Annotated in this window: 21 protein-coding genes; 8 read left to right on the top strand and 13 right to left on the bottom strand. The window is 59.7% G+C overall.

Going from position 1 to position 23,249, the window contains the following annotated elements; genetic code table 11:
• Positions 1-8: 8 nt before the first annotated feature.
• From icmH to tssA, 12 genes are all read right to left on the bottom strand, one after another.
• Positions 9-869 carry a type IVB secretion system protein IcmH/DotU gene (gene icmH, locus GH769_RS08580; RefSeq protein WP_014718226.1) on the bottom strand — a complete coding sequence of 287 codons (861 nt, stop codon included), beginning with the start codon at positions 867-869 and terminating at the stop codon, positions 9-11.
• Positions 870-874: 5 nt separating this feature from the next.
• Positions 875-2,203 (bottom strand): type VI secretion system baseplate subunit TssK, encoded by a 1,329-nt coding sequence (gene tssK, locus GH769_RS08575; RefSeq protein ID WP_020301576.1) that lies wholly within the window; start codon positions 2,201-2,203, stop codon positions 875-877.
• 1 nt (position 2,204) lies between these two features.
• Positions 2,205-2,690: a type VI secretion system lipoprotein TssJ gene (tssJ, locus tag GH769_RS08570; protein ID WP_014718224.1), complete on the bottom strand. Its 486-nt coding sequence runs from the start codon at positions 2,688-2,690 to the stop codon at positions 2,205-2,207.
• 5 nt (positions 2,691-2,695) lie between these two features.
• Positions 2,696-3,892: a type VI secretion system-associated FHA domain protein TagH gene (tagH, locus tag GH769_RS08565; protein WP_032903850.1), complete on the bottom strand. Its 1,197-nt coding sequence runs from the start codon at positions 3,890-3,892 to the stop codon at positions 2,696-2,698.
• A gap of 11 nt (positions 3,893-3,903) precedes the next feature.
• The gene (locus tag GH769_RS08560) at positions 3,904-4,035 is read right to left on the bottom strand and encodes a hypothetical protein (protein ID WP_014718222.1); all 132 of its coding nucleotides are present in this window, start codon (positions 4,033-4,035) and stop codon (positions 3,904-3,906) included.
• A gap of 35 nt (positions 4,036-4,070) precedes the next feature.
• On the bottom strand, positions 4,071-5,600 hold the full coding sequence (locus GH769_RS08555; protein WP_032903853.1) for a sigma-54-dependent Fis family transcriptional regulator: 1,530 nt from the start codon (positions 5,598-5,600) through the stop codon (positions 4,071-4,073).
• A 104-nt stretch (positions 5,601-5,704) separates the two neighbouring features.
• Entirely contained in the window at positions 5,705-6,712 is a 1,008-nt protein-coding gene (gene tssG / locus GH769_RS08550; protein WP_014718220.1) for a type VI secretion system baseplate subunit TssG, read from the bottom strand.
• The gene (tssF, locus tag GH769_RS08545; protein ID WP_032903855.1) at positions 6,676-8,463 is read right to left on the bottom strand and encodes a type VI secretion system baseplate subunit TssF; all 1,788 of its coding nucleotides are present in this window, start codon (positions 8,461-8,463) and stop codon (positions 6,676-6,678) included. Before tssF ends, tssG begins: the two co-directional genes overlap by 37 nt.
• Complete coding sequence (tssE, locus tag GH769_RS08540; protein ID WP_019817601.1) at positions 8,453-8,854, bottom strand: type VI secretion system baseplate subunit TssE; 402 nt, start codon at positions 8,852-8,854, stop codon at positions 8,453-8,455. Before tssE ends, tssF begins: the two co-directional genes overlap by 11 nt.
• A gap of 14 nt (positions 8,855-8,868) precedes the next feature.
• On the bottom strand, positions 8,869-10,347 hold the full coding sequence (tssC, locus tag GH769_RS08535; RefSeq protein ID WP_014718217.1) for a type VI secretion system contractile sheath large subunit: 1,479 nt from the start codon (positions 10,345-10,347) through the stop codon (positions 8,869-8,871).
• A gap of 27 nt (positions 10,348-10,374) precedes the next feature.
• A complete protein-coding gene (tssB, locus tag GH769_RS08530; protein WP_014718216.1) occupies positions 10,375-10,872 on the bottom strand; it encodes a type VI secretion system contractile sheath small subunit in 498 nt (165 codons plus the stop codon).
• Between the two features lie 24 nt (positions 10,873-10,896).
• Positions 10,897-12,441 carry a type VI secretion system protein TssA gene (gene tssA / locus GH769_RS08525; RefSeq protein WP_178128933.1) on the bottom strand — a complete coding sequence of 515 codons (1,545 nt, stop codon included), beginning with the start codon at positions 12,439-12,441 and terminating at the stop codon, positions 10,897-10,899.
• A 469-nt stretch (positions 12,442-12,910) separates the two neighbouring features.
• On the opposite strand from tssA, the gene GH769_RS08520 reads away from it, so the two are divergent.
• The 8 genes from GH769_RS08520 to GH769_RS08485 all read left to right on the top strand — a co-directional run bounded on the left by GH769_RS08520 (position 12,911) and on the right by GH769_RS08485 (position 22,261).
• Positions 12,911-13,426, top strand: coding sequence for an Hcp family type VI secretion system effector (locus tag GH769_RS08520; protein ID WP_014718214.1), 516 nt, complete (start codon positions 12,911-12,913; stop codon positions 13,424-13,426).
• 757 nt (positions 13,427-14,183) lie between these two features.
• Positions 14,184-14,678, top strand: a complete 495-nt coding sequence (locus tag GH769_RS08515) for a DUF1543 domain-containing protein (RefSeq protein WP_014718213.1) — start codon at positions 14,184-14,186, stop codon at positions 14,676-14,678.
• Between the two features lie 108 nt (positions 14,679-14,786).
• Positions 14,787-15,068: a peptidylprolyl isomerase gene (locus GH769_RS08510; RefSeq protein ID WP_014718212.1), complete on the top strand. Its 282-nt coding sequence runs from the start codon at positions 14,787-14,789 to the stop codon at positions 15,066-15,068.
• Between the two features lie 130 nt (positions 15,069-15,198).
• A complete protein-coding gene (locus tag GH769_RS08505) occupies positions 15,199-17,058 on the top strand; it encodes an extracellular solute-binding protein (RefSeq protein ID WP_032903857.1) in 1,860 nt (619 codons plus the stop codon).
• Positions 17,058-18,116: a microcin C ABC transporter permease YejB gene (locus GH769_RS08500; protein ID WP_005788805.1), complete on the top strand. Its 1,059-nt coding sequence runs from the start codon at positions 17,058-17,060 to the stop codon at positions 18,114-18,116. Before GH769_RS08505 ends, GH769_RS08500 begins: the two co-directional genes overlap by 1 nt.
• Positions 18,116-19,138 (top strand): ABC transporter permease, encoded by a 1,023-nt coding sequence (locus GH769_RS08495; protein WP_032903858.1) that lies wholly within the window; start codon positions 18,116-18,118, stop codon positions 19,136-19,138. Before GH769_RS08500 ends, GH769_RS08495 begins: the two co-directional genes overlap by 1 nt.
• Positions 19,139-19,148: 10 nt before the next feature.
• Positions 19,149-20,720, top strand: coding sequence for an ABC transporter ATP-binding protein (locus GH769_RS08490; protein WP_032903859.1), 1,572 nt, complete (start codon positions 19,149-19,151; stop codon positions 20,718-20,720).
• A 146-nt stretch (positions 20,721-20,866) separates the two neighbouring features.
• On the top strand, positions 20,867-22,261 hold the full coding sequence (locus GH769_RS08485; protein ID WP_032903860.1) for a sigma-54-dependent Fis family transcriptional regulator: 1,395 nt from the start codon (positions 20,867-20,869) through the stop codon (positions 22,259-22,261).
• Between the two features lie 37 nt (positions 22,262-22,298).
• Here GH769_RS08485 and GH769_RS08480 read toward each other — a convergent pair whose 3' ends face one another.
• Positions 22,299-23,009 carry a LuxR C-terminal-related transcriptional regulator gene (locus GH769_RS08480; RefSeq protein WP_133244101.1) on the bottom strand — a complete coding sequence of 237 codons (711 nt, stop codon included), beginning with the start codon at positions 23,007-23,009 and terminating at the stop codon, positions 22,299-22,301.
• Positions 23,010-23,249 lie beyond the last annotated feature (240 nt).

Below are 23,249 nucleotides of genomic sequence, written 5' to 3'. Positions count from 1 at the left end.
CCCAGCGTTTACAAGGGCGTGCGGACCAGATCCGACGCCGAAAGTTGAAGGGGGTGCAGCGCGTTTGTACGCTCGTTGCTCAGCACCCAGGCAAACCCTGTGTACATCGCCAACACACACACCAAGGTGAGGCCGACCCACCAAGTGGCAGGGATGACCCGCACCTGCTTGCGCCGGTCGGTCCGCTGCTGGGCAGGCAGTAGCGCTTGCGCCGCCGGCTCCCCACGTACGTGCCTGATCTGGCGATACAAGGCATCGCGGACAGCCTCAAGTTGCGTCACGCCCCGCTCCATCACCCGGTATTTGCCTTCGAACCCCAGGGACAGGCACAGATACAGCAACTCCAGCATCGCCAGGTGCTTCACCGGGTCGCGCGTGAGGCGCTCCAGCAACTGGAATACTTTTTCGCCGCCAAAGGTTTCGTTATGGAAGCGGCTCAACAGGCTCATCTTCGACCATTCGCTTTGCGCCCCCCACGGTGTCGTCACCACCGCCTCGTCGATCACGCTGCACAACACATAGCGCGCCGACATGACCTGGCTGTTCTCCACGCCGCCCTGCAAGGCGCGGGTTTCGAACTGAGTCACCGCCAACACTAATCGGTCGTTGAGCGTGCCCAGGTTTTCACGGCCGGAGCAGACCCTGATCCCAATAACCTCGAACAATACCGCCAAGGCAGCGGCTACCAGCGGGTTGAGCCCTGTCTGAAAGCTATGCGTATCGAGCCTGTGGCCGGCGTAGATCATGCGGTCTTCCAACTGTTCGTAGCGCGGCGGCGATGGGAAATCCGTCAACGGCCCCTGGGCAGGCTCATGAGTCTCCCGGTCGAGCAGGACGGTTTTTTCATCCTGGGTGTATTCACTGTCCATGGCATTCAGTTCCTGATGGCCCAGAAGTCGAGTTCAAGCCCGGTGAATTCACCCCCGACGTGGAAAGCGAAACCACCCGACTGTTCCAGCTGTGCGATATCACGGGGGCTCATATCGAGCACGAAATAGGTCTTGCCGGCATGGAAAGGAATCTGTCGCGGCGCCACTGGCAAAGGCTTGACCTTGATACCGGCCAAGTGCAGGTTGACCAACTCGCGTATGCGCTCAACCGGCGCGACTTTCAGGTGGGCTGGCAGGCGCTGGCGCAATTCCTGCGCCTCACACTGCGCGGTGGCCGCCAGGATGAAGGTGGCGGTGCCAAGCAGTTTCAACTCGCTGACCGGGCATACCAGCACCCCGTACTGGCGAGGCTGCAATGCCAACTTGATCGCCTGTTGCTCCAGCACCACCGACAGTGCCGTACGCACCTGCGCCATCAGCCCGCGAAAACTGGCGCCCTGATCGCCGTGTTGATAGTGAACATCCAACTGCGCGCGTTTACTCTCAGTGGTGAAGGTTGATAGCTCCCCGAGCAGCGACACCAGCGCACGGAACACCGCTTCAGGCCGCACCCGCGTCTGGCTCAGGCAGTGGCGCAGCTCCAGCTCACTACGATTGATCACTTGCAGCATCAGGAAATCGGCGATTTGTGTGCCTTGGGTCGTGCTCTCGCCACGAATGCGCGCCGCGATGGCATCGCCCCGACTGGCAAGCAGGCCAATCACCTCCTTGAGACACGACGCCACGTACCCATGCTCCTGCACGAAGATAAACGTCGGGATGAACGCCGTATCCAGGTTCACGCCGCCTTCACCGCTGGCGTCGAGTACCTGGGCCACCTTGAGCTTGATGAAGTGCTGGTCACCCGGCTGTTCACCCAACAGAAGACGTAAGTCCGGGCGCGCGCAGTGGATTCGGCAACGCGTATCCGCCCCCACGTTGGAATCCCCCACTTCCACTTCACAGCTGAGGTAGCGCGCCAACACGTCACTTTGCTCAGGCCGGCGGGCTTCAAGGTGACTGCCGCTGACCAGCGGCAGCGCCAGGTAAACCCCTTGCGCGCCCGAACCCTCTGGCACCTGCACCACCAGCGGCTCCATGGCAGCATTCAAGTCAAACAGGCTGCCGTCCGGCAACACGCCGCTGGCCTGGTTGACCACCAGCTTGCCCAACTTGAGGTACTGCGTATTGAGTTCGAACGTGAGCAAACCCCAGGTGTCACTGCCCAGCAGGCGGGTCTGATTGAGCTGCTGGTGGTAATAACGGTCGTTGTGCTGCAAGTGCTGTGGCCGCAACAGCATGCCTTCCTGCCAGATAACTTTATGAACCTGCATGTTATTGCGCCTCCACACCGGCGAGCGGGTCAGCAACACGTATACCGCCCTGGTCCAGCACCAGCTCGACACGGTTGCGTTGCTGTACCGTCAAGGGCACCAGCAGCCGCCACTGGACATGGGGCAAGTCTCGAAAAGCGGCCAGTACTCCCACAAAACGACTATCGGGAGCGATGCGCAGTTTGAGCGCCAGCCGGTCACCCGGGCGCAGCTCAACCTCCTCGCTGCCGACCCAGTCCTTTGGCAGCGTGTGCTGCGCATTGCCATACAGGCTGAAGAAGTCGGCATGTTCAAAGGCAACGCCATGGCGCAGTTCGATCAACTGCACCACCACGGGAGAAGGACGACCGTGCAAGTCCGGGTTGACGTGCTCGCTGGCAGTCAGCACCACGTCCAGCTTGGTCAGCGTGGAAAATGGCGAGACGGCGCTGCAACCCGCCAACAGCCCGCACAAGAGCAACAACGAAACAAAGGTGGCTCGATACATGATTATCATCCTGGAAAATCAATGTGCAGGCTGGAGATCAGGCGCACCTGCTCCTCATAAGCCTTGGCGAAGTCGCCGGCCAACGGGCGATCATTCAACTGTTCTTGCGCCACCACACGCTGGTAGTAACGCTGGTAGGCACGCCACCGCCCGCCATCGGAGAAAAACCCGGCAGGCTTGCCCTGGGACGCAAAACACCCCAACAGATGGCTGGGTTCAAAGACAGCGCGGGCATTACGCATGGCGCTTCGACAAGCGGCCAGCAACGCAACCTGATGCACCTGCAGTTCCAGGTGCACCTGGGCAATGGCGCGCACCGCGGGCAGTTGACCCAACTCCCGGGTATCGAGCATCGCGGATAAAGCAGCATCGGTGTCGCTATACATTTTCAAGGGATTCTGGCCGGAGCCCTGACTGGCGAACGGCGCCATACCCAGTTCGTTATTCAGTTCTTCACGGGTGCGCAAACCTTGTTGCAGCCCTTCGATCGTCACCCGAAACAAGCGTGCCACCTTGATCGCCAATGCCTCCCGGGCCGGTGTGTCGAGGGCCGTCAGGTCCATACCCAGGACCGCTGCAAATTGCGACCAGAACACCTCGTCGGTCGACAGCGTCGACGCGACAGCGGGTACCGCGGTAACCTCCATCGAAGGGTCTTGCCGCCGCGGCAATACCACGTGCTCGCAATCGGCCCCATAGTGATCTGCCCATACCGCTTGCTCATCGGCGCTCTTGTTCAAGGCCTCCAGATCATCCGACGTGGCCCGCATCTGCCGATCAAGATCCAAGCCATGCAACGGGTCCAGCGACAGGAAAGCGTCATCGGGGATCGGCACCGCCGCTGGCGCCAGCAGCTCGTCGGAAGGTCGCGGCGATTCCAGCAATCGCGCACGTATCGTCAACACCCCCAGCTCGAATACGTCGCCGTCACTGATCAATCGTGCCTGCCCCTTGCGCAGGCGCTCAGGACTCTTGGCCATCCCGATACCGTTGCGGCTGATATCCGTGAGGAAATAACGTCCTTCACGGTAACCGATCAATCCATGATGGCTGGAGAGTACGCGGCTGGCGTCAGGGATCACCCAGTCACATCCAGGACCACGCCCGATCACGCCGCCTGTACCGTCAAATACTTTGCGGGCCAAAAGTAGGCTCTGGTCGCTTTCGCACGCGCAGACCTCAAACACAAGCTGCAGCTTCATGCCCCCTCCTTTCAGCGGCCACGAATGATCGCCTGCGGGTCACCCATGGGGTGGTACTCGGCATCATCGAACACATAGTTAGCGTTACAGCCTCCCAGCAAACACATCACCAGCACGACGACGTGCCATGGACGATCAGGCATCAGGTTTCTCCCACAGTAAAAATCAAGTGCACCATTTAGCGTTCCTCCCGGGCATCGCCAAAGGGAATGTTCAAACGGGCAAGACGGTAAAGCAGGGTGCGCCGGGCGACCCCCAGCTCCCGCGCGGTGCGGGTGCGATTGCCATGGTTCTTGTGCAGGCAGTCGAGCAGGAACGTACGCTCCACTCGCTCCATCCGCTGGCGCAGCGTCACGTCATCGGGAGTGGCCGGCTCTGGTGCCGGCGGCAGTGCCAGGTGCTCGGGCCGAATCACGCTGTCGTCACACAACAACACGGCGCGTTCCACCAGGCATTTGAGCTCGCGTACGTTGCCGGGAAAACCATGGCTGGACAGTTGATCGAGGGCGGTATTCGCCCATTCGACAGGTGGCCTCCCCAGCGCCGCGCACACCTTGCCTGTGAAATGGCGCGCCAGTTGCAGCACATCGCCGTCCCGCTCGCGCAGGGCCGGTAAGGTGATGGGGAACTGAGCCAGACGGTAATAGAGGTCTTCGCGAAAGCGCCCTTCGGCGACCATCGCCGCGAGGTCGCGGTGGGTCGCGGCAATGATGCGTACGTCGACCTTATGTGCCGCACTGGCACCCAGCGGGCGAACCTCACCCTCCTGTAATACCCGCAGCAACTTGGCTTGCAAGGGCAGCGGCATATCGCCGATCTCATCCAACAGCAACGTACCGCCATGTGCGGCGTCGAACAGCCCCCCGTGATTGCGATCGGCACCAGTGAACGCACCTTTGCGGTAGCCGAACAGCTCACTTTCAAGCAATCCTTCCGGGAACGCCGCGCAGTTCTGCACGACAAAGGCCTTGGCCTTGCGCGGCCCGGCCGTGTGTATGGCCCGGGCCACCACTTCCTTGCCTGTGCCGGTCTCACCCTGCAACAGCACGGTGTAAGGGGTGTGCAGGACTTTACTGATCAAACGACAGGCCTGCTCCATTGCCGCGCTGGTGCCAATCAGGCCGTATGCGCCAGCCAAGGGTTTGTGGCCTGCGGGCTTTGGGCCGACGTTGGGCTGCCTACCGCGCAGTACGCGTAACCGGTTCACGGCGTAGCTGCCCAAATGCCCCAACGAGGGGGCGTAGCCTTGCAGCTGGGCCGGCTGTTGGCGGGCGCACACCAGCACCCCAGTTATCCGCTCACATTGATTGAACAGCGGCACGATTAATAGCGCACGCCATGGTGTCGCCAATGCGGGCAGAAAACCTGTGTCATGGCCGCTGCCTTGCACATCCTCCAGGCTCAACCCAGTGCCTTGGGTCAAGGCGTCGTGCAGCAACTGTTGGGAATGCTGACCAGGCCGTGGAGGCATGACGGTGAGCGACGACACTTGGGCTAGATGTTGGGCGATCAGTTCAAGCCGGCCGGTCACTTCATCGAGCAGATACAATTGGCTGACGTCAGATTGGCTCAGCCGGGCCGCCGTGCTGACACATCCGTCAGGTAACGCGTGTTCATCACGCTCGAACCCCAAGCGTGCGAAACAGGCAGACAACGCGTCGGCATACCTCAGCGCGTCGGCCCCGCCACCGGGCAGGTTATCGGTCATTGGTTGCACCCGCAGAAATCCACCAGGGCCGATGCTGTTTCCAGCCGTGCTGACAGTGCGCCGATCATGCGTTGCAAATCCCTGTTCATCATGTCCATTCATCCCTAATGAAAATTACGGGTTAGCGTGACTACGCCATCGGCCCGCTCGTGCCCCAGCCAGGTGGTCCAACCCAGGCGGCAAACCGTGTTTTCGCCAATGTGCAGAGCCCTGATCTGACCCTGCGCCAGTACCAGACGCAGGTCGTATTCCAATGGGTCGCGCAGGGTCAGGCGCACCAGCGAACGCAGCGGCTGATAGGCCTTACCCGTGGGCAGGAAGTCGTGAAAACGCTGCCACCCCAACGCGCGGACATGCACCCTGAACTTGCCACTGCGGTCAGCGACGCGGCGCCCCAGCACCAGGTCCTCGCCAAGCACACTGTTGGCCCGCCCCAGGTCATTGCGCTGGACCGGGCTGATCTCGACCTGGCGTTCAACCCACTGCTCGATAAACAACGCGTCGTGCTTGAAGTAGTAGCGCAGGACCGACTCGATCAACGCCGCCGAGTGCACACGCACACTCAGCAGGCCCAGGTAGGGCAGCAGGCGTTTGCAATCGAGCTGGGAAGCGCCACGGATTGCGGTGCCGCCCAGACCCGTCAAGGCAAACATCTGCTCGGAAAAACCATCACTGGCGCCTGCCCGGAAACACGCCCGATAGCGGTACTTGCGCCAGATCGGGAGCATCAGCCGGTGCAAGCGATGATGGAACATATCCAGGAAATCTCGAGTCGGGTTGCCGCCTGGCTGCTCGGCAAATGCCTGCTCACCATAAAACGCAGGCAGTGGGGACCCGGCGCCAAATAACCCCAGTACATTGAGGCGCAGGCGTGCGCGCAAATGTCCATGCTCCATAAAGAACTCCACTCGGTCGATATCGTGCGCGGCAAAGCCCAAGCCAGGGTTGGCCTGGAACTCCAACTGGTCGTACAACGCGTCCTCATCCAGCAGCGGATGAGCCTCACGCAATCGCTCGATCACCTGCAAAACCGCCTGGAACAACGTGTATTCACGGATACCACGGCAAAGTTGATTCAGAGCAGGGGCTGTTGTCCCGTCAGGGATGGCCATAAATACACGTCTCCTTGTGTGCTGATGACACGCAACTCGTGATGGGAATTGAGGCTGGCATAAAGCGCAAAGAACTGATTGAGGACCGAAGCGAATACAAATAAGTCGCCCTGGCCGACAAAGCCTTGGGAATCGACCGTCAGATCGACCCGCACCCCTCGCACGGGCAACCCACGATGCAGGCGATCCGTCGCCTCATGATGGATGGCGCGCAAAGCCGCCAGTCTTTTCTGGCTGACCTTCAGTGCCTGGCGGTCGTAATAACGCGGCAGGTCGTAGGTTGCGAGAATCGCCTTCAAGGCGTTGATGTCGGTCAACGACAAGTAGTTGAGCGACATATTGCTGATGAGATTCCACAGGAAATCCTGGTCCAGGGGCGGTGCGTAGCTCGCCGTTGGCGCGGTGATATTGCGAAACGTCAACGACTCCGGTGTGTGTTCGCCGGGCTGGTTGATATCGCCTGCACGTAATTGCCGTGGCAGGTTGCAATTGGTACAGGTCAGTTCGACCGACAGGGTTTCCTGGCCCTGTTTGCGGCGATTGCCGAACCCCATCCAGGTGTCGAGTCCACCATGTTGAACCGACGAACGTTGGCGAATGCTGTAGCTGGGCGGTGCCGCCACAGGCTCGCTGTGGCAGTCATGTTCAAACGACTCGAACCGCACGTAGGTTTGATAGCCCAAGCCACCGGGGCGCCAGCCGGTGACCCGGTCCACTGAATACACGCTGGCATTGCCCGGCGTGTATTCCCCAGGTACCAAAAGGTACTCGTCCTGTTTACCGTCCAGGCGAATGGGAATTGCATCCTGAGTAAACAGGTTGACGATGGGCGTGCAATACAGCTTTACGTTATCCAAGGTAGGACGCAGGGGCTCGCGGCCCTGACTGCGGAGCTCGAAACGCATCACCAGGCCGTGCGCCTGCCGGAGCAACTCGTGAGACAACGTGTGCAACACCTCCAAGCCTTCGACATCGACAAACAGGTATTTCTCGGGAAACGCGAAGTACTCCTGCAGGTGCCGATAGCCCTCCAGCGTGTTCTGCGGATAAGGAATCAGCGCCTGTTCCTGGGAAAACCCCACTGGCCGGACCTGGTTGGCATTGAGCCGCAGCGTCAGGGGTTGGTCATCGCCGGCGCTGATCGGCAGGCCATCGTGATCCACGAGCTGCAGGCTGATTCCCGCCAGATGGCGCAATAGGCCCAGGTACAGGCCCTGACTGATGTAGTGGTCGCCGGCCAGGTGCAGTCGCAGCGAATCGAATTCCAACTCACTGAAGCTGCCGTCGACACTCATGCACAGGCGCAAAGCCAACCAGGCCCCTTCGCCCTGGCATTTGTATTCCAGGTCAGTGAGTTGCAATGGCATGACATCGGTGGGATAGCATGTACGGAACTGGCAACGCTCACCGTGGATGGGAGCGCTTTGCACGGCGGTATCCCGAGCCACCCGAACGCTTGGGCCGGCGCGTTTCAACGGGTCGAATTGCAAGATGCTGAAGGCCGGTATCGGGCGCATGTAATGGGGCCAGAGCAAGTGCATCAACGAGTGCGTCAACTCCGGCAGTTCGTCATCCAGCTTCTGACGCAAGCGCCCGGTCAGGAATGCAAAGCCCTCCAGCAAGCGCTCGACATCCGGGTCCTGGCCCGCTTCGCCGAGAAACGGCGCCAGGGCGGGATTACGTTCGGAAAAACGTCGCCCCAGTTGGCGCAACGCACTGAGTTCGCTTTGAAAATAACGGTTAAGCGTCATTGGCACAGACCTCAACCCGCCCGGTATCCGTGAGGCGCGCGTGGAACACTACAGGATGCAGTACGCCCGCAATCATCCGCTCAGCCTCAATGGCGAATGCCAGGGACAAGGAGTCACGCACAACCGGCAACAGCCTGACACGTACGTTCGTCAGCCGCGGCTCATAGGCCTGGATAAAACGTTCGATATGCAGCCGCGACTGGCTCAAGGACTCATGCAAGCTGAGCCGCATGTCATTGAGGTCAGGCAAGCCATAATCAGGCAGCGTCTGGACACTGCCCGCACGAGTGCTGAGCATTTTCCCCAAATGTGCGGCGATGGACGCCACGGTGGCACCCGGGTTAGACGCCCCCTGCTCGAGGCGTTCGAAAAGGCTGTTGTGCTCAAGCATGCCCTGGCTTCTGCTCATTCTTTATCGAGCTTCCCGACCAGGGACAACGTGAAGTCTGCCCCCATGTATTTGAAATGCGGGCGTACCGTAACGTTGACCCGGTACCAGCCAGGCTCGCCCTCGACATCGCTGACGACAATGCGCGCAGCGCGCAAGGGGCGCCGCCCGCGCACCTCGGCACTGGGATTTTCCTGGTCCGCCACGTATTGGCGAACCCATTTGTTGAGCTCCAACTCCAGGTCCGTCCGCTCTTTCCACGCGCCCAACTGCTCCCGTTGCAGCACTTTGAGGTAATGAGCCAGGCGGTTGACCACCATCATGTAGGGCAATTGGGTGCCCAAGCGGTAATTCAGCTCTGCCGCCTTGCCCTCCTCACTGATGCCGAACGATTTGGGCTTCTGCACGGAGCTGGCGGAAAAAAACGCTGCGTTATCGCTGCCCTTGCGCATGGTCAAGGCGATGAAACCTTCTTGTGCCAGCTCGTACTCACGTCGGTCCGAAATCAGCACCTCCGTAGGAATCTTGGTTTCAATCTCGCCCATGCTCTGGAAGTGATGCAGCGGCAGGTCTTCGACCGCCCCGCCGCTTTGCGGGCCAATAATGTTGGGGCACCAGCGAAAGCGCGCGAAGCTGTCGGTCAGGCGAGTGGCAAAGGCATAGGCGGTATTGCCCCACAAGTAATGCTCGTGGCTGTTAACCACGTTCTCCTGGTAGGCGAAGGTCTTGACCGGGCACTCAAGGGGGTCATACGGGGTGCGCAGCAAAAAGCGCGGCACGGTGAGGCCAATATATCGTGCGTCTTCGCTCTGCCGGAAACTTTGCCATTTGGCAAACTGCGGGCCTTCGAAATGGTCCCGCAGATCCTTCAGGTCGGGCAACCCGGTGAAGCTTTCCAAGCCGAAGAAACTTGGCCCCGCTGCAGCGATAAAGGGCGCGTGGGCCATGCCGGCGACGCTGGATGCGTATTGCATCAGTTTCACATCGGGCGCACTGGGCGAAAGAAAGTAATTGGCAATGATCGCGCCCACTGGCTGACCGCCGAACTGACCGTATTCGGCGCTATAGACGTGCTTGTATAACCCGGACTGGGTAATTTCCGATGAATCTTCGAAATCATCCAACAGGTCCTCGCGCGAAACATTCAGCAGTTCGATCTTGATGTTCTCGCGAAAATTGGTGCGATCGACCAGCAACTGCAAGCCTCGCCACGAAGCCTCCAACGCCTGGAAGTCCGGATGGTGAAGGATCTCATCCATTTGTTCGCTGAGCTTGGTGTCGATCTCGGCGATCATCCGGTCGACCAGGCGTTTCTTTACGGGTTCGTCACAATTATGTGGCTTGACCAGCTCTGCGATAAACGCCGACACGCCGCGCTTGGCGATGCCATAAGCCTCGTCGTCGGCGCTGAGCAATGTCTGGGAAATGATGTTATCGAGGATGCTACCGCTTTCGATAACCTGTACGGGTTGCGTGCCGTGTTGAATGGTGGTCATGGTGTCAGTGTCCTTTTACTGAAAACGTCAGGCTTGAGGCCTATCCAGGCCCAGTTCGGCGAGCACTCGTGCGCGAGAGTCACCATTGGCCAACGCCCGCTCGATAGCGTTGCGAAAGCTGGGCGTATTGCCCAGCGGTCCCTTGAGCGCCACTAATGCCTCACGCAATGCCATCAACTTTTGCAATTGCGGGATCTGCTCCACCAGGTTCGCGGGGTTGAAGTCCTTCATGGTGTTAATTCGCACCTGAACCGGCAGTTCTTCCACGTCGGCTGCATCCTGGAGGCGGTTGGGAACGCTCAGCGTCAGGCTCAATGCTTGCTTGGCCAACACCTCGTCAAAGGTGTGCTTGTCGATACCGATGGGCTTGCGATCTTCGAGTTTGCGTGGGTCCGCGCGCTGGGAAAAATCCCCCAGCACCAGCAGCTTCAACGGCAGTTCGACATCTTCCTGAGCGCTACCGACCGCGGGTTTGAAGGTAATATTGATACGTTCCTTGGGGGCTACCGAACCGTCTTTGGCCATGGTGCTTCTCCTTTTGATGAGGCGCTATTCAAGTACTGCTTCCAGGTCGAAATGGCATAACCGGCGATGCAGGGTGTCTTTTCCGTCTTGTACGGCTTGGTTTTGTGGCAACAGGTCGTAGCAGCGATACAGCAGTTGGCCCACTTGCATGGCCAGCTCCGGCTCCCAACTTTCCAGGCCCGTGCACTGTAATTGCAGGTCGAGTTGTTCCAGCTGGATCCTGGCCAGGTCATGCTTGCCGGCCGCCACACACAACCTGGCCAGCGCCAGGTGCCAGTGAAAACGCGCTCGATCACCACACGCCGCCCGCAGCCCTTGCTTGAGCACACTCACCGCGGCCTTGAGCCCGTCTTTGCGCAGGCAGGGCATCACCGCCTGCAACGCGGCTTCCCAGGGCTGAGCAGCGCTGTCGACGACGACATTGGAGGGCTCAGGCTTGTGCAGGTGACGCATGACGTGAAATGCGATCCACTCACCTGTCGCGGAGTCGGCAAAGGGCGTGCCGTCCTCGAACCGATACTCAGGCAGGTTCGGCAGGCGATGCAGCAGCAGAGCAAATTGCATTTCCAGTTCGGTCATGGCGAGGTCTGCGTGCAAGGCCTCCAGGCACTCCCAGACCATGCGCAAACCATCGAACCAGAACATTGCACCGGCCAGGCTGACCTCGAGTTCAAGCAACAGATCGGCGTAATGGCCTTGGCTGAAGCGGTCTTGATAGCGCTTGCGCTTGTCGGTAGCCAATGGGCGCAGCGCCGTGACGCGCTCATTATTGGCGTCGGGATAATTGACGAGCATCAGCCAGGCCAAGGTTCGGCCCAGGCGCAAGGCGCGCGGGTCGGCCGCATCCTGACGCAACCACCAGGTACATAAAGGCCGAGCCTGCTCCTGCAATGCGCGCAGCCGTTTGTGCGCGTCTTTTTCGTTATTGAGCGGTTGCTCGGGGGCCGGCAGCGGGCTTGGCGCAGGTTTGACCCGGGCAATGACGCCCGCGACGTCGCCAGGTTCGGCAGCAGCCTGGGCCAAGCGCGCCGACAGCTGCCGGCGAACCGGCAACAGCAGCGGCGCCTCGCTGCCAAGCTGTTCACCCCATATCTGATCGAGACATTCGAGGTGTTCCAACAGCGCCTGGAATAAAGGCCGTTGATCACTGAGCGGCAGGTTGTGCGCGCACGCTTGCTCAAGGCGCAACACCAACCAGCCAAACGCCGCAACGCGGGTACGCAGCTTAACTGGATAGACCTGCGTCCAATGGTGCTCGCAGAGTTCGCGCAGCACACCGAGACCAGCCAGCAACCCAGCGAATGAATCACGCTGATACAGGGCCCAGGTCAACCAGGCGGCGACGCGCAGATCCTTGGAATGCTCACGCAAAATGCACTCGCTGATCTCGCTGATCTTCTGCCAATCCGGCAGCCCCGCACCATGAATGGAATGAGCCTTGCCCAACTCGGTTTCCAGCACCTCAAACTCGCTTGAAAAACGCATGTCGCTACCAACAAAACTGCTTGGCGAACACGCTGTCCGGGCAAGTTCCTGGCAATAGGCATATAGCTGTTCTGAATAAAATATTTTGGGCTGCACACAACCATCCAAGGCAAAACAGGCAAAATTAACGTCGTTGTTAAAAACCTTTTAACTTCCGTTCAAACCACATCGAAGTGAACGAACCTTAGCCACGAAAAAAACAATCAGCAAGTAACGGAACGGAACTTAAGAAACATCCTACGCAGCTTGAAAATAAAGACATGCGCAGTTATTTGCGCAGTCTATCCAACTAGAAAACACTCTCAAGCGCCCACAGCCTTGCATTTACAAAAACACATGACATGAGCAACTAAGTGCGCATAAGCGTGCAACTAATAGCGCTAAAAACTCACCCACAGCCCTACAACAAATCCTCAATAACGGCCACTGAGTCTTCTTCGCCCTTATTTCATTGAGCCTCACACTTTCAGGCGCGCTTCTTGTTAAAGGCACTTGACCGCTCAGCGCTCTCGCTGCCCGGCAATACCTACTCAATCAGGCAAGGAAACCCGTCATGCCCACACCCGCGTACCTCTCCATCACTGGTGTCAAACAAGGTTTGATTACGGCAGGCACATTTACCCAGGACTCGGTAGGCAACATTTATCAGGAAGGCCATGAGGACCAGATTCTGGTGCAGGCGTTTGCTCATCAGGTGATCATTCCCCGCGACCCGCAATCGGGCCAGCCGACCGGTCAGCGCGTGCATAAACCCCTGATGATCAGCAAGGTTTTCGATAAATCCTCACCCTTGCTGTTCAGCGCCCTGACCACCGGCGAAGAAGTGTCCTGCCGCCTGGAGTGGCTGCGCACCTCCTCGGCCGGAACCCAGGAGCACTACTTCACGATTGAACTGGAAGGCGCCACCATCGTTGACATCCAATCTCGCATGCCCAACTGCCAAGACCCAGACAACGCCCACTTTACCCACCTGGAGGATGTGCACTTCACCTATCGCAAGATTATCTGGACTCACGAAGTGGCCGGGACGTCCGGCTCGGATGACTGGCGCAGCCCAGTGACGGGTTAACGCGAGCAGTAAAGACGGTAACCACGATGCGAAGCGAGCCGCTGTTGATCTTGATCTCAGGCGCCCCGTTAAACCACGCTGGCCGAACGCAGGCTTGAATTCGTGGCTAACCCGGCAGGACGCCGGGTTAGCCGCCCCGCGCCATGGATGGCGCGTGGCGGCGGCCCACGGATTCAAGCCTGCGTTCGGGCACACCGAGCCCAAGCGAGGTGCCGAGTGGTGGGGCAAGAGCGCTTTGCTTACTTTCGCGCTTTTCGAAAGTGAGCCGCCGTTGGGCGGAACCCTAGGTGGCCGTTACCGCAGAAATGGATATGTACACAATCCAACTGTGTTGACTGCCAGGCCGCCTTCGCTAGCAAGCCCGCTCCCACAGTTGGATTGTGGGGTGTCAGATAGATAAGTATTGCTTGTCAGGGCGTTATCGCAGGCAAGCCAGCTCCCACAGTTGGATCCTGGGGTGTCAGGTAGATAGGTATTGCTTGTCAGGGCGTTATCGCAGGCAAGCCAGCTCCCACAGTTGGATCCTGGGGTGTCAGGTAGATAGGTATTGCTTGTCAGGGCGTTATCGCAGGCAAGCCAGCTCCCACAGTTGGATCCTGGGGTGTCAGGTAGATAGGTATTGCTTGTCAGGGCGTTATCGCAGGCAAGCCAGCTCCCACAGGTTCAGCGTCGCGACACACAGGCCTCATCACAACCGGACAAACCAGCTCAATCGCAGTATGGTTGCCCTCTAACCACTCCCCAGGAAACACCGGTAATGCTGTTTGTCGTCATGCTCGGGGGAAAGCACCCGCGAGCCAGGATCGAAGTACACGATGTGGTATTCGCAGTGGCCGATACCCTGCAAGCCACCTACCCACAATTACGCGACGCCTGGTTTGGCAGCCCCAAAGGCGTACACATCGATTCATGGATGGCCGTCGATGGCGTCGACGGCTGGAAGGTTGAACTGAGCCACCTGGCGCCCCACGGCGATGCGCCGCGCCTGTACTTCATCAACCTCGGCGGCTACGAGGCCAATAGCTTTGGCGAAGCCCACCACTACCTGCTGGTGGTCGCCCGTAACAAACAGGAGGCCATGCGCAAAGGTAAGCAGCAGATGCTCAGCCACTGGTCCCAGGCCCACACCGACACGGTGCTGGATATCGACGATTGCCTGCCCATCGACCTGGTGGACGGCCGCTATATCCACCTGGTGCAAGCAGCGCACCAAGCGATCGTGCAGCGCAACGACTATCTCGTACTGCCTTGAACCGGCATGACCTAAACAGCGGCGACTGAAAACCCAGTGGAACTTTGCCGAGAAATAACCGCCTGAATCCGGTACGCTCACCGTTTTTTACTCTAGGAGTTACTCACCATGGCCAAAGCCACCGCCCGTCACATCCTCGTTGCCTCTGAAGACAAGTGCAACGAACTCAAGGCCCAAATCGAAGGCGGCGCTGATTTCGCAGAAGTCGCTAAAGCCAACTCCAGCTGCCCATCCAGCCGTCAGGGCGGTGACCTCGGTTCGTTCGGCCCAGGCCAGATGGTCAAGGAATTCGACACCGTGGTCTTCAGTGCCCCGGTCAACACCGTGCAAGGCCCGGTGAAGACCCAGTTCGGCTATCACCTGCTGGAAGTCACCAGCCGCCAGGATTGATTCAATCTGCGCTGATGCTATAAACAACGGCCCGCCCTTTGGTGGGCCGTTGTGCATCTGATGACTGGCGATGCCCAGGCCGTTAGCGTACAAATCCTTATTATTCTTTACCCGGCGCTCAAGGCTGATAATGCGATTGGCTTTTTCATCTCTGCTCTGCTCCACCCTGGCCTTTCTAATGGCCAGCACTGCGGTGATCGCAGCCCCGCAAACCTACCTGACGGTGTACGGCGAGCCCGCCAAGTACGCCGAAGGTTTCAGCCATTTCGACTATGCCAACCCCAACGCCCCCAAGGGCGGCAGCCTGCGGCGCTCAGCGCTGGAGGTGGGGCGGTTTGACCATGTGCTGCCCTATATCGACAAAGGCATCGGCGTGTCCCAGGTCGACGGCTGGGTGTATGCACCCTTGGCGTTGCGCTCGCTGGATGAGCCTTACACCGTCTATGGCCTGGTGGCGCAAAAGATGGAACGGGCCGACGACGGCCTGTCGCTGCGCTTCTACCTGAACCCCAAGGCGCGCTTTGCCGATGGCACGCCCATTACCGCGCAAGACGTGCGCTACAGCTTTGACGTGTTGATGACCCAAGGCAGCCTGCGCTATCGCACGTTATTTGCAGACGTCAAACACGTCGAAATCGAAGGCGAACGACAGGTGCGCTTTGATTTTTCCAGCAACGAAAACCGCACCCTCCCTCTGGATCTCGCCACTTTGCCGGTGTTCCCCGAGCACTGGTGGAAGACCCGCGACTTTGCCAACGGCGGCGGCTACGAAGCGCCACTGGGCAGCGGCCCTTACAAGGTCAGCAAGATCGACTCCGGCAATACCATCACCTTCACCCGCGACCCCGACTGGTGGGGCAAGGACTTGCCGGTCAGCCGCGGCTTGTACAACTTCGATCACCTGAGCCTGGAGTACTTCGGCGACACCGAAGTAGCGCGCCAAGTGCTACGCGGCGGCGCCTATGATTTCAACCGTGAATTCTCCGCCACCGGATACTCCATCGGCTACAACGGCCCGGCCCTGGACGATGGCCGTCTGCAGCGCGCGCACCTGGCCAAGGAGATGCCGCAGCCGGCCCAGGGCTATGTGTTCAATGTGCAAAAACCGATGTTCAAGGATCGCCGCGTGCGCCAGGCCCTGGCGATGCTGTGGGACTTTGAATGGGCCAACCGCCAGATGATGCGCAACCTGTACATCCGCCAGCAGAGCTATTTCTCCAATAGCCCGCTGGCCGCCAGCCAGTTACCGACCCCGGAAGAACTGGCGATCCTCGACCCCCTGCGCGGTCAGGTTCCCGACGAGGTGTTTACCCAGGTGTTCAAGGCCCCGGTCACCGATGGCAGTGGCATGATCCGCGACAAACAGCTGCAAGCCTTGGCCCTGCTGGAAGACGCCGGCTGGAAACCTGTGGGCGACAAACTCGTCAATGCCCAGGGCGAGCCACTGGAATTCACCTTCCTCAACGTCCAGAACGGCCTTGAGCGCCTGTTGCTGCCCTACAAACGTAACCTGGCGCAGATCGGCATCACCCTGAATATCCGCCGCATCGACTCCTCGCAATACGTCAACCGACTGATGGCCCGCGACTACGACATGATCGTCACGGGTTTCCCGGTCACCACCTCGCCCGGCATGGAGCTGTACAACTATTTCGGCTCTGCCGCCGCGTTCGATTCGGGCGCCAACAACTACATCGTGCTCAAGGACCCGGCCGTCGATACCCTGATCCATGGCCTGGTCAAGGCTGATACCCAGGCGAAGATGCTCACCTATGCCCACGCCCTGGACCGCGTGCTGCAATGGAATTACCTGTGGATCCCCAACTATTACCCACCGGGCACCTCCGCCGCATGGTGGAACCGTTTCGGGCGCCCGGCCATCGAGGCGAAGAACGACGAAGCCCTGGAAACCTGGTGGGAAGTCAGCCCCACCCCGCTGACGAACGAACAAATGCAGGCTGAGTTGAAAAAACGCGGAGAGGCCCACTGATGTTTGCCTATATCGTACGGCGCCTGCTGCTGATCATCCCGACGCTGGTGATCATCCTGTTGGTGAACTTCGTGATCGTGCAGGCCGCGCCCGGCGGGCCGGTGGAGCAAGCTATCGCCCACTTGCAAGGCATTGGCGGCGGTGGTGTAGCCGGCGCATCCGGCGAAGGCATCAGCGGCTCGCGAGCCAGCCGCGGTCTGGACCCAAAGCTGATCAAGGACATCGAGAAACAATACGGCTTCGACAAATCCGCGCCGGAACGCCTGTGGTTGATGCTCAAGAATTACGCCCAACTGGACTTCGGCAACAGCTTCTTTCGCGGCGCAACGGTAACTGACCTGATCCTGGAAAAGATGCCCGTCACCATTTCCCTCGGCCTGTGGGCCACGCTGATCACCTACCTGGTGTCGATCCCGTTGGGCATACGCAAGGCCGTGCGCCATGGCAGCAGCTTTGATATGTGGAGCAGCACGGCCATCGTCATCGGTTACGCGATGCCGGCATTCCTGTTCGCGATGTTCCTGATCGTGGTGTTCGCTGGCGGTACCTCGCTGAACTGGTTCCCGGTACGCGGGCTGGTCTCGGAAAACTTTGCAGAACTGAGCACCGTGGGCAAAATCGCCGACTACTTCTGGCACCTGGTATTGCCGGTAACCGCGTTGGTGATCGGCGGGTTCGCCACCTTGACTATCCTCACCAAGAACTCGTTCCTCAATGAAATTACCCGCCAGTACGTGGTCACCGCCCGCGCCAAGGGTTTGAGCGAACGCCGGGTGCTGTACGGTCACGTGTTCCGCAATGCGATGTTGCTGGTGATCTCGGGGATTCCCCAAGCGTTTATCAGCGTTTTCTTTGCCGGTTCGCTGCTGATCGAGGTGATCTTCTCCCTCGATGGCCTGGGCCGCATGAGCTACGAGGCAGCCGTGTCCCGCGACTACCCGGTGGTGTTCGGCTCGCTGTTTATCTTCACCCTGTTCGGCCTCTTGATAAAACTCATCGGTGACCTCTGCTACACCCTGGTGGACCCGCGTATCGACTTCGCCGCGAGGAACGCCTGATGCTCAACCTCTCCCCGGTGGCCCGCCGACGCTTCGAGCGCTTCAAGAAAAACCGCCGTGGCTGGTGGTCGCTGTGGCTGTTTATCGGCCTGTTTATCCTGACCCTGGGCGGCGAGTTGATCGCCAATGACAAGCCGCTGGTGCTCAGTTTCAAGAACGAGCTGTATTTTCCGGTGTTCAAGCGCTACACCGAGCAGCAGTTCGGTGGGCAGTTGCCGTTCCAGGCGGACTACCGCAGTGACTACGTGCAAAAGCTGATCAAGCAGGAGGGCGGCTGGATGCTGTTTCCGCCAATTCCTTTCAGCGATGACACGCCCAACTACGAACTCACCCGCCCTGCCCCGAGCCCGCCGTCGGCGGTGAACTGGCTGGGCACCGATGACCAGTCCCGCGATGTGTTGGCCCGGGTGATCTTTGGTGCACGGGTGTCGATCCTGTTTGCCCTGGCCCTGACCGCCATTAGCGCCGTCATTGGCATTGCCGCCGGGGCGTTGCAGGGGTACTACGGTGGCTGGGTAGACTTGCTCGGCCAGCGCCTCCTGGAGGTGTGGTCTGGCCTGCCGGTGCTGTACCTGCTGATTATCCTGTCGGGGTTTGTGGAGCCGAATTTCTGGTGGTTGCTGGGGATCATGGCGCTGTTTTCCTGGCTGGCCCTGGTGGACGTGGTGCGCGCCGAGTTCCTGCGCGGGCGCAACCTGGAATACGTCAAGGCCGCGCGCGCCCTGGGCCTGGGCGACGGCAAGATCATTCGTCGGCACATCCTGCCCAACGCCATGACCGCGACCCTCAGCTATTTGCCGTTCATTTTGACCGGGGCGATATCCACCTTGAGCGCCCTGGATTTCCTTGGCTTCGGCATGCCCGCCGGCAGCGCGTCCCTGGGCGAGCTGATCGGCCAGGGCAAGCAGAACCTGCAAGCGCCGTGGCTGGGCTTGACGGCGTTTTTCACCCTGGCGCTGATTCTGTCGTTGCTGGTGTTTATCGGCGAGGCATTGCGTGATGCCTTCGACCCCCGCTCATGAGTGACCGCGTATGAACCTGATCGAAATCCGCGACCTGTGCGTCGCCTTCAACGGCCAGACCGTCGTGCGCAACCTGAGCCTGGACGTGCGCCCTGGCGAGTGCCTGGCGCTGGTGGGCGAGTCGGGCTCGGGCAAGTCGGTGACGACCCACTCTATCCTGCAACTGCTGCCGCAAGCCGGCACCCAAACCCTGGGTTCGATCAAGTATCGCGGCCAGGAACTGATCGGCGCCTCACCGAGTACCTTGCAAAAATTGCGCGGCAACCGCATTGCCATGATCTTCCAGGAGCCGATGACCTCCCTGAACCCCCTGCACAGCATCGAAAAGCAGATCGGCGAAACCCTGCTGCTGCACAAGGGCCTGGGCGGCAAGGCGGCGCAGGCGCGCATCCTCGAACTGCTGGAACTGGTGGGCATCCAGAAACCCCAGGAACGGCTCAAGGCCTACCCCCATCAATTGTCCGGCGGCCAGCGCCAGCGGGTGATGATCGCCATGGCCCTGGCCTGCGAGCCCGAGCTGCTGATTGCCGACGAGCCCACCACAGCGCTGGACGTGACGGTGCAGCGCAAGATCCTGTTGCTGCTCAAGTCCTTGCAACAACGCCTGGGCATGTCGCTGCTGCTGATCAGCCATGACCTCAACCTGGTACGCAGTATCGCCCAGCGGGTCTGCGTGATGCGTGCCGGCGAAATCGTCGAGCAGGCCGACTGCCAGGCCTTGTTCACCGCCCCCCAGCATCCCTACAGCCGCCTGCTGCTGGATGCCGAGCCCTCGGGCGACGTGCTGTGCAGCGAGCCGCGTGACACGGTACTGGAAGTGGATGACCTGAGCGTGCAATTCCCTCTCGGTGGCGGACTGTTCCGGGCCAAGACCTACCTGCGCGCAGTGGACGGCATCAGCCTCAGCGTGCAGCGCGGCAAGACCCTGGGGATTGTCGGCGAGTCCGGCTCCGGCAAGTCCACCTTGGGCCAGGCGATCCTGCGCTTGCTCGACTCCAGCGGCAGCATCCGCTTTCAGGGTGAAGCTCTGGACCCGCTCAACCATCAGCAGATGCGCCCATGGCGCAAGCAGATGCAGGTGGTGTTCCAGGACCCCTATGGCAGCCTCAGCCCGCGCATGTCGGTGCAGCAGATCATCAGCGAGGGCCTGGAAGTGCATGCCCCGTGCAGCCTGGCCGACCGCGATGCGCAAGTGGTCCAGGTGCTCAAGGACGTGGGCCTCGACCCTGCCAGCCGACATCGCTACCCCCATGAGTTTTCCGGTGGCCAGCGCCAACGCATCGCCATTGCCCGCGCCCTGGTACTCAAGCCAGCGCTGATGCTGCTCGACGAACCCACCTCGGCCCTGGACCGTACGGTGCAGAAACAAGTGGTGGCGCTGCTGCGCGAACTGCAGGACAAATACGGCCTGACCTACCTGTTTATCAGCCATGACCTGGCGGTGGTGCGCGCCATGGCCCATGACATGATCGTGGTCAAGGATGGCAAGGTGGTGGAGCGTGGCGCGAGCCATGAGGTGTTCGAATCGCCCCAACACCCGTACACCAAAGAACTGCTGGCAGCAGCGCACATCCCTTTGTAGGGGTGAGATTGTTCCCACGCTCTGCATGGGAACACAACCCGAGACGCTCCGCGTCGTGCCCTGGCCCTACGCCAAGTGACGCAGAGCGTCACGGTAGGCATTCCCACGCAGAGCGTGGGAACGATCATTAACAGGATTCTGTACCCATGAGCACTAGCCTCAAGGACTACCAACAGGTTCGCGGCCTGGCCATCCAGTCGCTGTTCGAGATCATCGAGCAGTCCAGCGAGGGCACGGTCATCGTCGACCGCGATGCAAATATCGTGTGGATGAACGAGCGTTACGCCAAGCGCTTTGGCCTCAAGAGCGCCGACCAAGCCATTGGCCAGCCTTGCGAGCAGGTGATTTCCAACAGCCTGCTACGCCAGGTGGTGCGCAACGACCGGCCGATCCTGCTGGATATCCAGGACACTCCCAAAGGCCCACTGGTGGTGATGCGCCTGCCGATCCACGACGAGGCCGGGGCGGTGATCGGCGCGATTGGGTTTGCGCTGTTCGATGAACTGCGCAACCTGTCGCCGCTGATCGAGCGCTACCTGAGCATGCAGCAGGAGCTAGCCTCCACGCGCTCGCTGCTGCGTTCGCGGCAAAGCAAATACAACTTTGCGCACTTTATCGGCACCAGCGCCGCCAGCCTTGAGGTCAAGCGCCGGGCGCGGCGCAGTGCGAGTGCCGAGTCGCCGGTATTGCTGCTCGGGGAAACCGGCACCGGCAAGGAGTTGCTCGCCCAGGCCATCCACGGCGCATCGCCCCGGGCGCACAAAGCTTTTGTGAGCATCAATAGCGCGGCGATTCCCCATGACCTGCTTGAAGCCGAGTTCTTCGGCACTGCGCCCGGCGCCTTTACCGGTGCCGACCGCAAGGGTCGCCCCGGCAAATTCCAGATCGCCCAGGGCGGCACGTTGTTTCTCGATGAAATCGGCGACATGCCGCTGCCACTGCAAAGCAAATTGCTGCGGGTGTTGCAGGAAAAGGAATTCGAACCGGTGGGCTCCAACGAGATGCTGCACAGCGATGTGCGGGTGATTGCCGCGACGTCCATGGACCTGGAGGCGGCGATCAAGCGTGGCGAGTTTCGTGCCGATCTGTATTACCGCCTCAATGTGCTGCCGATCCAGGTGCCGCCGTTGCGTGAGCGGCTGGAGGATATTCCGGCATTGAGCGAGGCGATCCTCGAGGAACTGCGCAGCCAGCACGAACTGGACCGCGATGCCCTGGCGTTGTTGGCCCAGCATGCGTGGCCGGGGAATATCCGCGAGTTGCGCAATGTGCTCGAGCGGGCGGCGTTGTTGAGTGATGACCTGGTGTTGAACGCCGAAGAGATTCGCGCAGCGATTGGCACGTTCAGGCCGGTGCGACGGGGGCAGGTGGCGGCGGTCGAGGGCGAAACCTATACGGCAGCAAGGGAACGATTTGATCGGCAGGTGATTGGCGCGGCGTTGCAGGCGTGCGCGGGGAATGTGGTGGAGGCGGCCAGGCGCCTGAAGATTGGTCGATCTACGCTATACAAAAAAATTGTCGCATTGGGCATGACATCTTAGTAGACGACATCCAGTACATGCCCATACCTGCTCAAGCTCAAAGCAGGCCGAGCGCAACGCCATAGGCAACTGCTGAGGTCTTGTTCGGAACGCCGAGCTTATTTTTAACGTTATTTAAATGGTAATTTACCGTATCAGCGCAAATGCTCAGGATTATTGCCACCTCTGCCGAACTCTTGCCTTCGGCAGTCCACTGCAATATTTGACGTTCGCGTTCCGTCAACAACGGTTCCCTAGCGCTATTCTCACCGGTTTCCTTCACGTCCATCCCTTCACTGAAAACTTCAATCAATACCCTGAGCTTCAAAGCCAGCTCCTGCGCTTCACTCGCGCTGATCGCTTTCAGGGGCCTAGCCACAGAAAAGGTCAACAATGAGTTATTAAAGTCACGTAAGGTCAGGGTGCAACCGTACTTTAAGCCGTGCCGAACAGCCTCATCGGACAGTGTCCTATCGACGCCCGCGAGTAAGCGGTGATCCCAGATGACCAGCGATGACGATTTCGAGTGCTTCGCAATAAGCTCGTTCTTGCTAGAATGATGAAGGTCCAGGTATCGCGTTACCCAATGTAAGGGATAAGTCCCGGAAATTTTAGTCATCGGCTTTACGAATGGCGTCGCCGACCGAACAGCGAAGGAAAAATAGTAAAATCCCAAATCACCGATGACGTCCTGCATGGTTTCAGTTGCATGTTCTTCACACGCACATGTCTTAAATCGCTGACTCAAACTGCTGATCCATGCATACACACTCCACCTCCTGTATTAAATGTGATCACACTGGTCAGTTTCCTAGTCTTTACCAAGATTAGAGTTTAAAGCGGAAACGCCATTGACAACATGGCATATACTTTGTCGTGCGTGGAACGCATTTCAAGTGAATATAAGTGTAGATGCTGTGCAGCGCCAGTGGTTCTTGCTGTTCTCGACAAAACCTAGCGCCCAAGATCATAGGGAAAAGTCTTACAAAAGCCCTTATCTCTCGGCGCA

The organism is Pseudomonas sp. CFSAN084952 (assembly GCF_009648855.1).
Taxonomy (GTDB): Bacteria; Pseudomonadota; Gammaproteobacteria; order Pseudomonadales; family Pseudomonadaceae; genus Aquipseudomonas; species Aquipseudomonas paracarnis.
This window is presented reverse-complemented; position numbering and strand designations above follow the sequence as displayed.

Coding starts and splice junctions, on each gene's coding strand:
- GH769_RS08505 (WP_032903857.1), top strand. CDS start 15,199: ATGCGATTGGCTTTTTCATCTCTGCTCTGCTCCACCCTGGCCTTTCTA.
- tssB (WP_014718216.1), bottom strand. CDS start 10,872: ATGGCCAAAGACGGTTCGGTAGCCCCCAAGGAACGTATCAATATTACC.
- tssK (WP_020301576.1), bottom strand. CDS start 2,203: ATGCAGGTTCATAAAGTTATCTGGCAGGAAGGCATGCTGTTGCGGCCA.
- GH769_RS08495 (WP_032903858.1), top strand. CDS start 18,116: ATGCTCAACCTCTCCCCGGTGGCCCGCCGACGCTTCGAGCGCTTCAAG.
- tssF (WP_032903855.1), bottom strand. CDS start 8,463: ATGACGCTTAACCGTTATTTTCAAAGCGAACTCAGTGCGTTGCGCCAA.
- GH769_RS08500 (WP_005788805.1), top strand. CDS start 17,058: ATGTTTGCCTATATCGTACGGCGCCTGCTGCTGATCATCCCGACGCTG.
- GH769_RS08560 (WP_014718222.1), bottom strand. CDS start 4,035: ATGCCTGATCGTCCATGGCACGTCGTCGTGCTGGTGATGTGTTTGCTG.
- GH769_RS08510 (WP_014718212.1), top strand. CDS start 14,787: ATGGCCAAAGCCACCGCCCGTCACATCCTCGTTGCCTCTGAAGACAAG.
- tssG (WP_014718220.1), bottom strand. CDS start 6,712: ATGGCCATCCCTGACGGGACAACAGCCCCTGCTCTGAATCAACTTTGC.
- tagH (WP_032903850.1), bottom strand. CDS start 3,892: ATGAAGCTGCAGCTTGTGTTTGAGGTCTGCGCGTGCGAAAGCGACCAG.
- GH769_RS08520 (WP_014718214.1), top strand. CDS start 12,911: ATGCCCACACCCGCGTACCTCTCCATCACTGGTGTCAAACAAGGTTTG.
- GH769_RS08485 (WP_032903860.1), top strand. CDS start 20,867: ATGAGCACTAGCCTCAAGGACTACCAACAGGTTCGCGGCCTGGCCATC.
- GH769_RS08515 (WP_014718213.1), top strand. CDS start 14,184: ATGCTGTTTGTCGTCATGCTCGGGGGAAAGCACCCGCGAGCCAGGATC.
- tssE (WP_019817601.1), bottom strand. CDS start 8,854: ATGCTTGAGCACAACAGCCTTTTCGAACGCCTCGAGCAGGGGGCGTCT.
- tssJ (WP_014718224.1), bottom strand. CDS start 2,690: ATGTATCGAGCCACCTTTGTTTCGTTGTTGCTCTTGTGCGGGCTGTTG.
- icmH (WP_014718226.1), bottom strand. CDS start 869: ATGGACAGTGAATACACCCAGGATGAAAAAACCGTCCTGCTCGACCGG.
- GH769_RS08555 (WP_032903853.1), bottom strand. CDS start 5,600: ATGACCGATAACCTGCCCGGTGGCGGGGCCGACGCGCTGAGGTATGCC.
- tssC (WP_014718217.1), bottom strand. CDS start 10,347: ATGACCACCATTCAACACGGCACGCAACCCGTACAGGTTATCGAAAGC.
- GH769_RS08490 (WP_032903859.1), top strand. CDS start 19,149: ATGAACCTGATCGAAATCCGCGACCTGTGCGTCGCCTTCAACGGCCAG.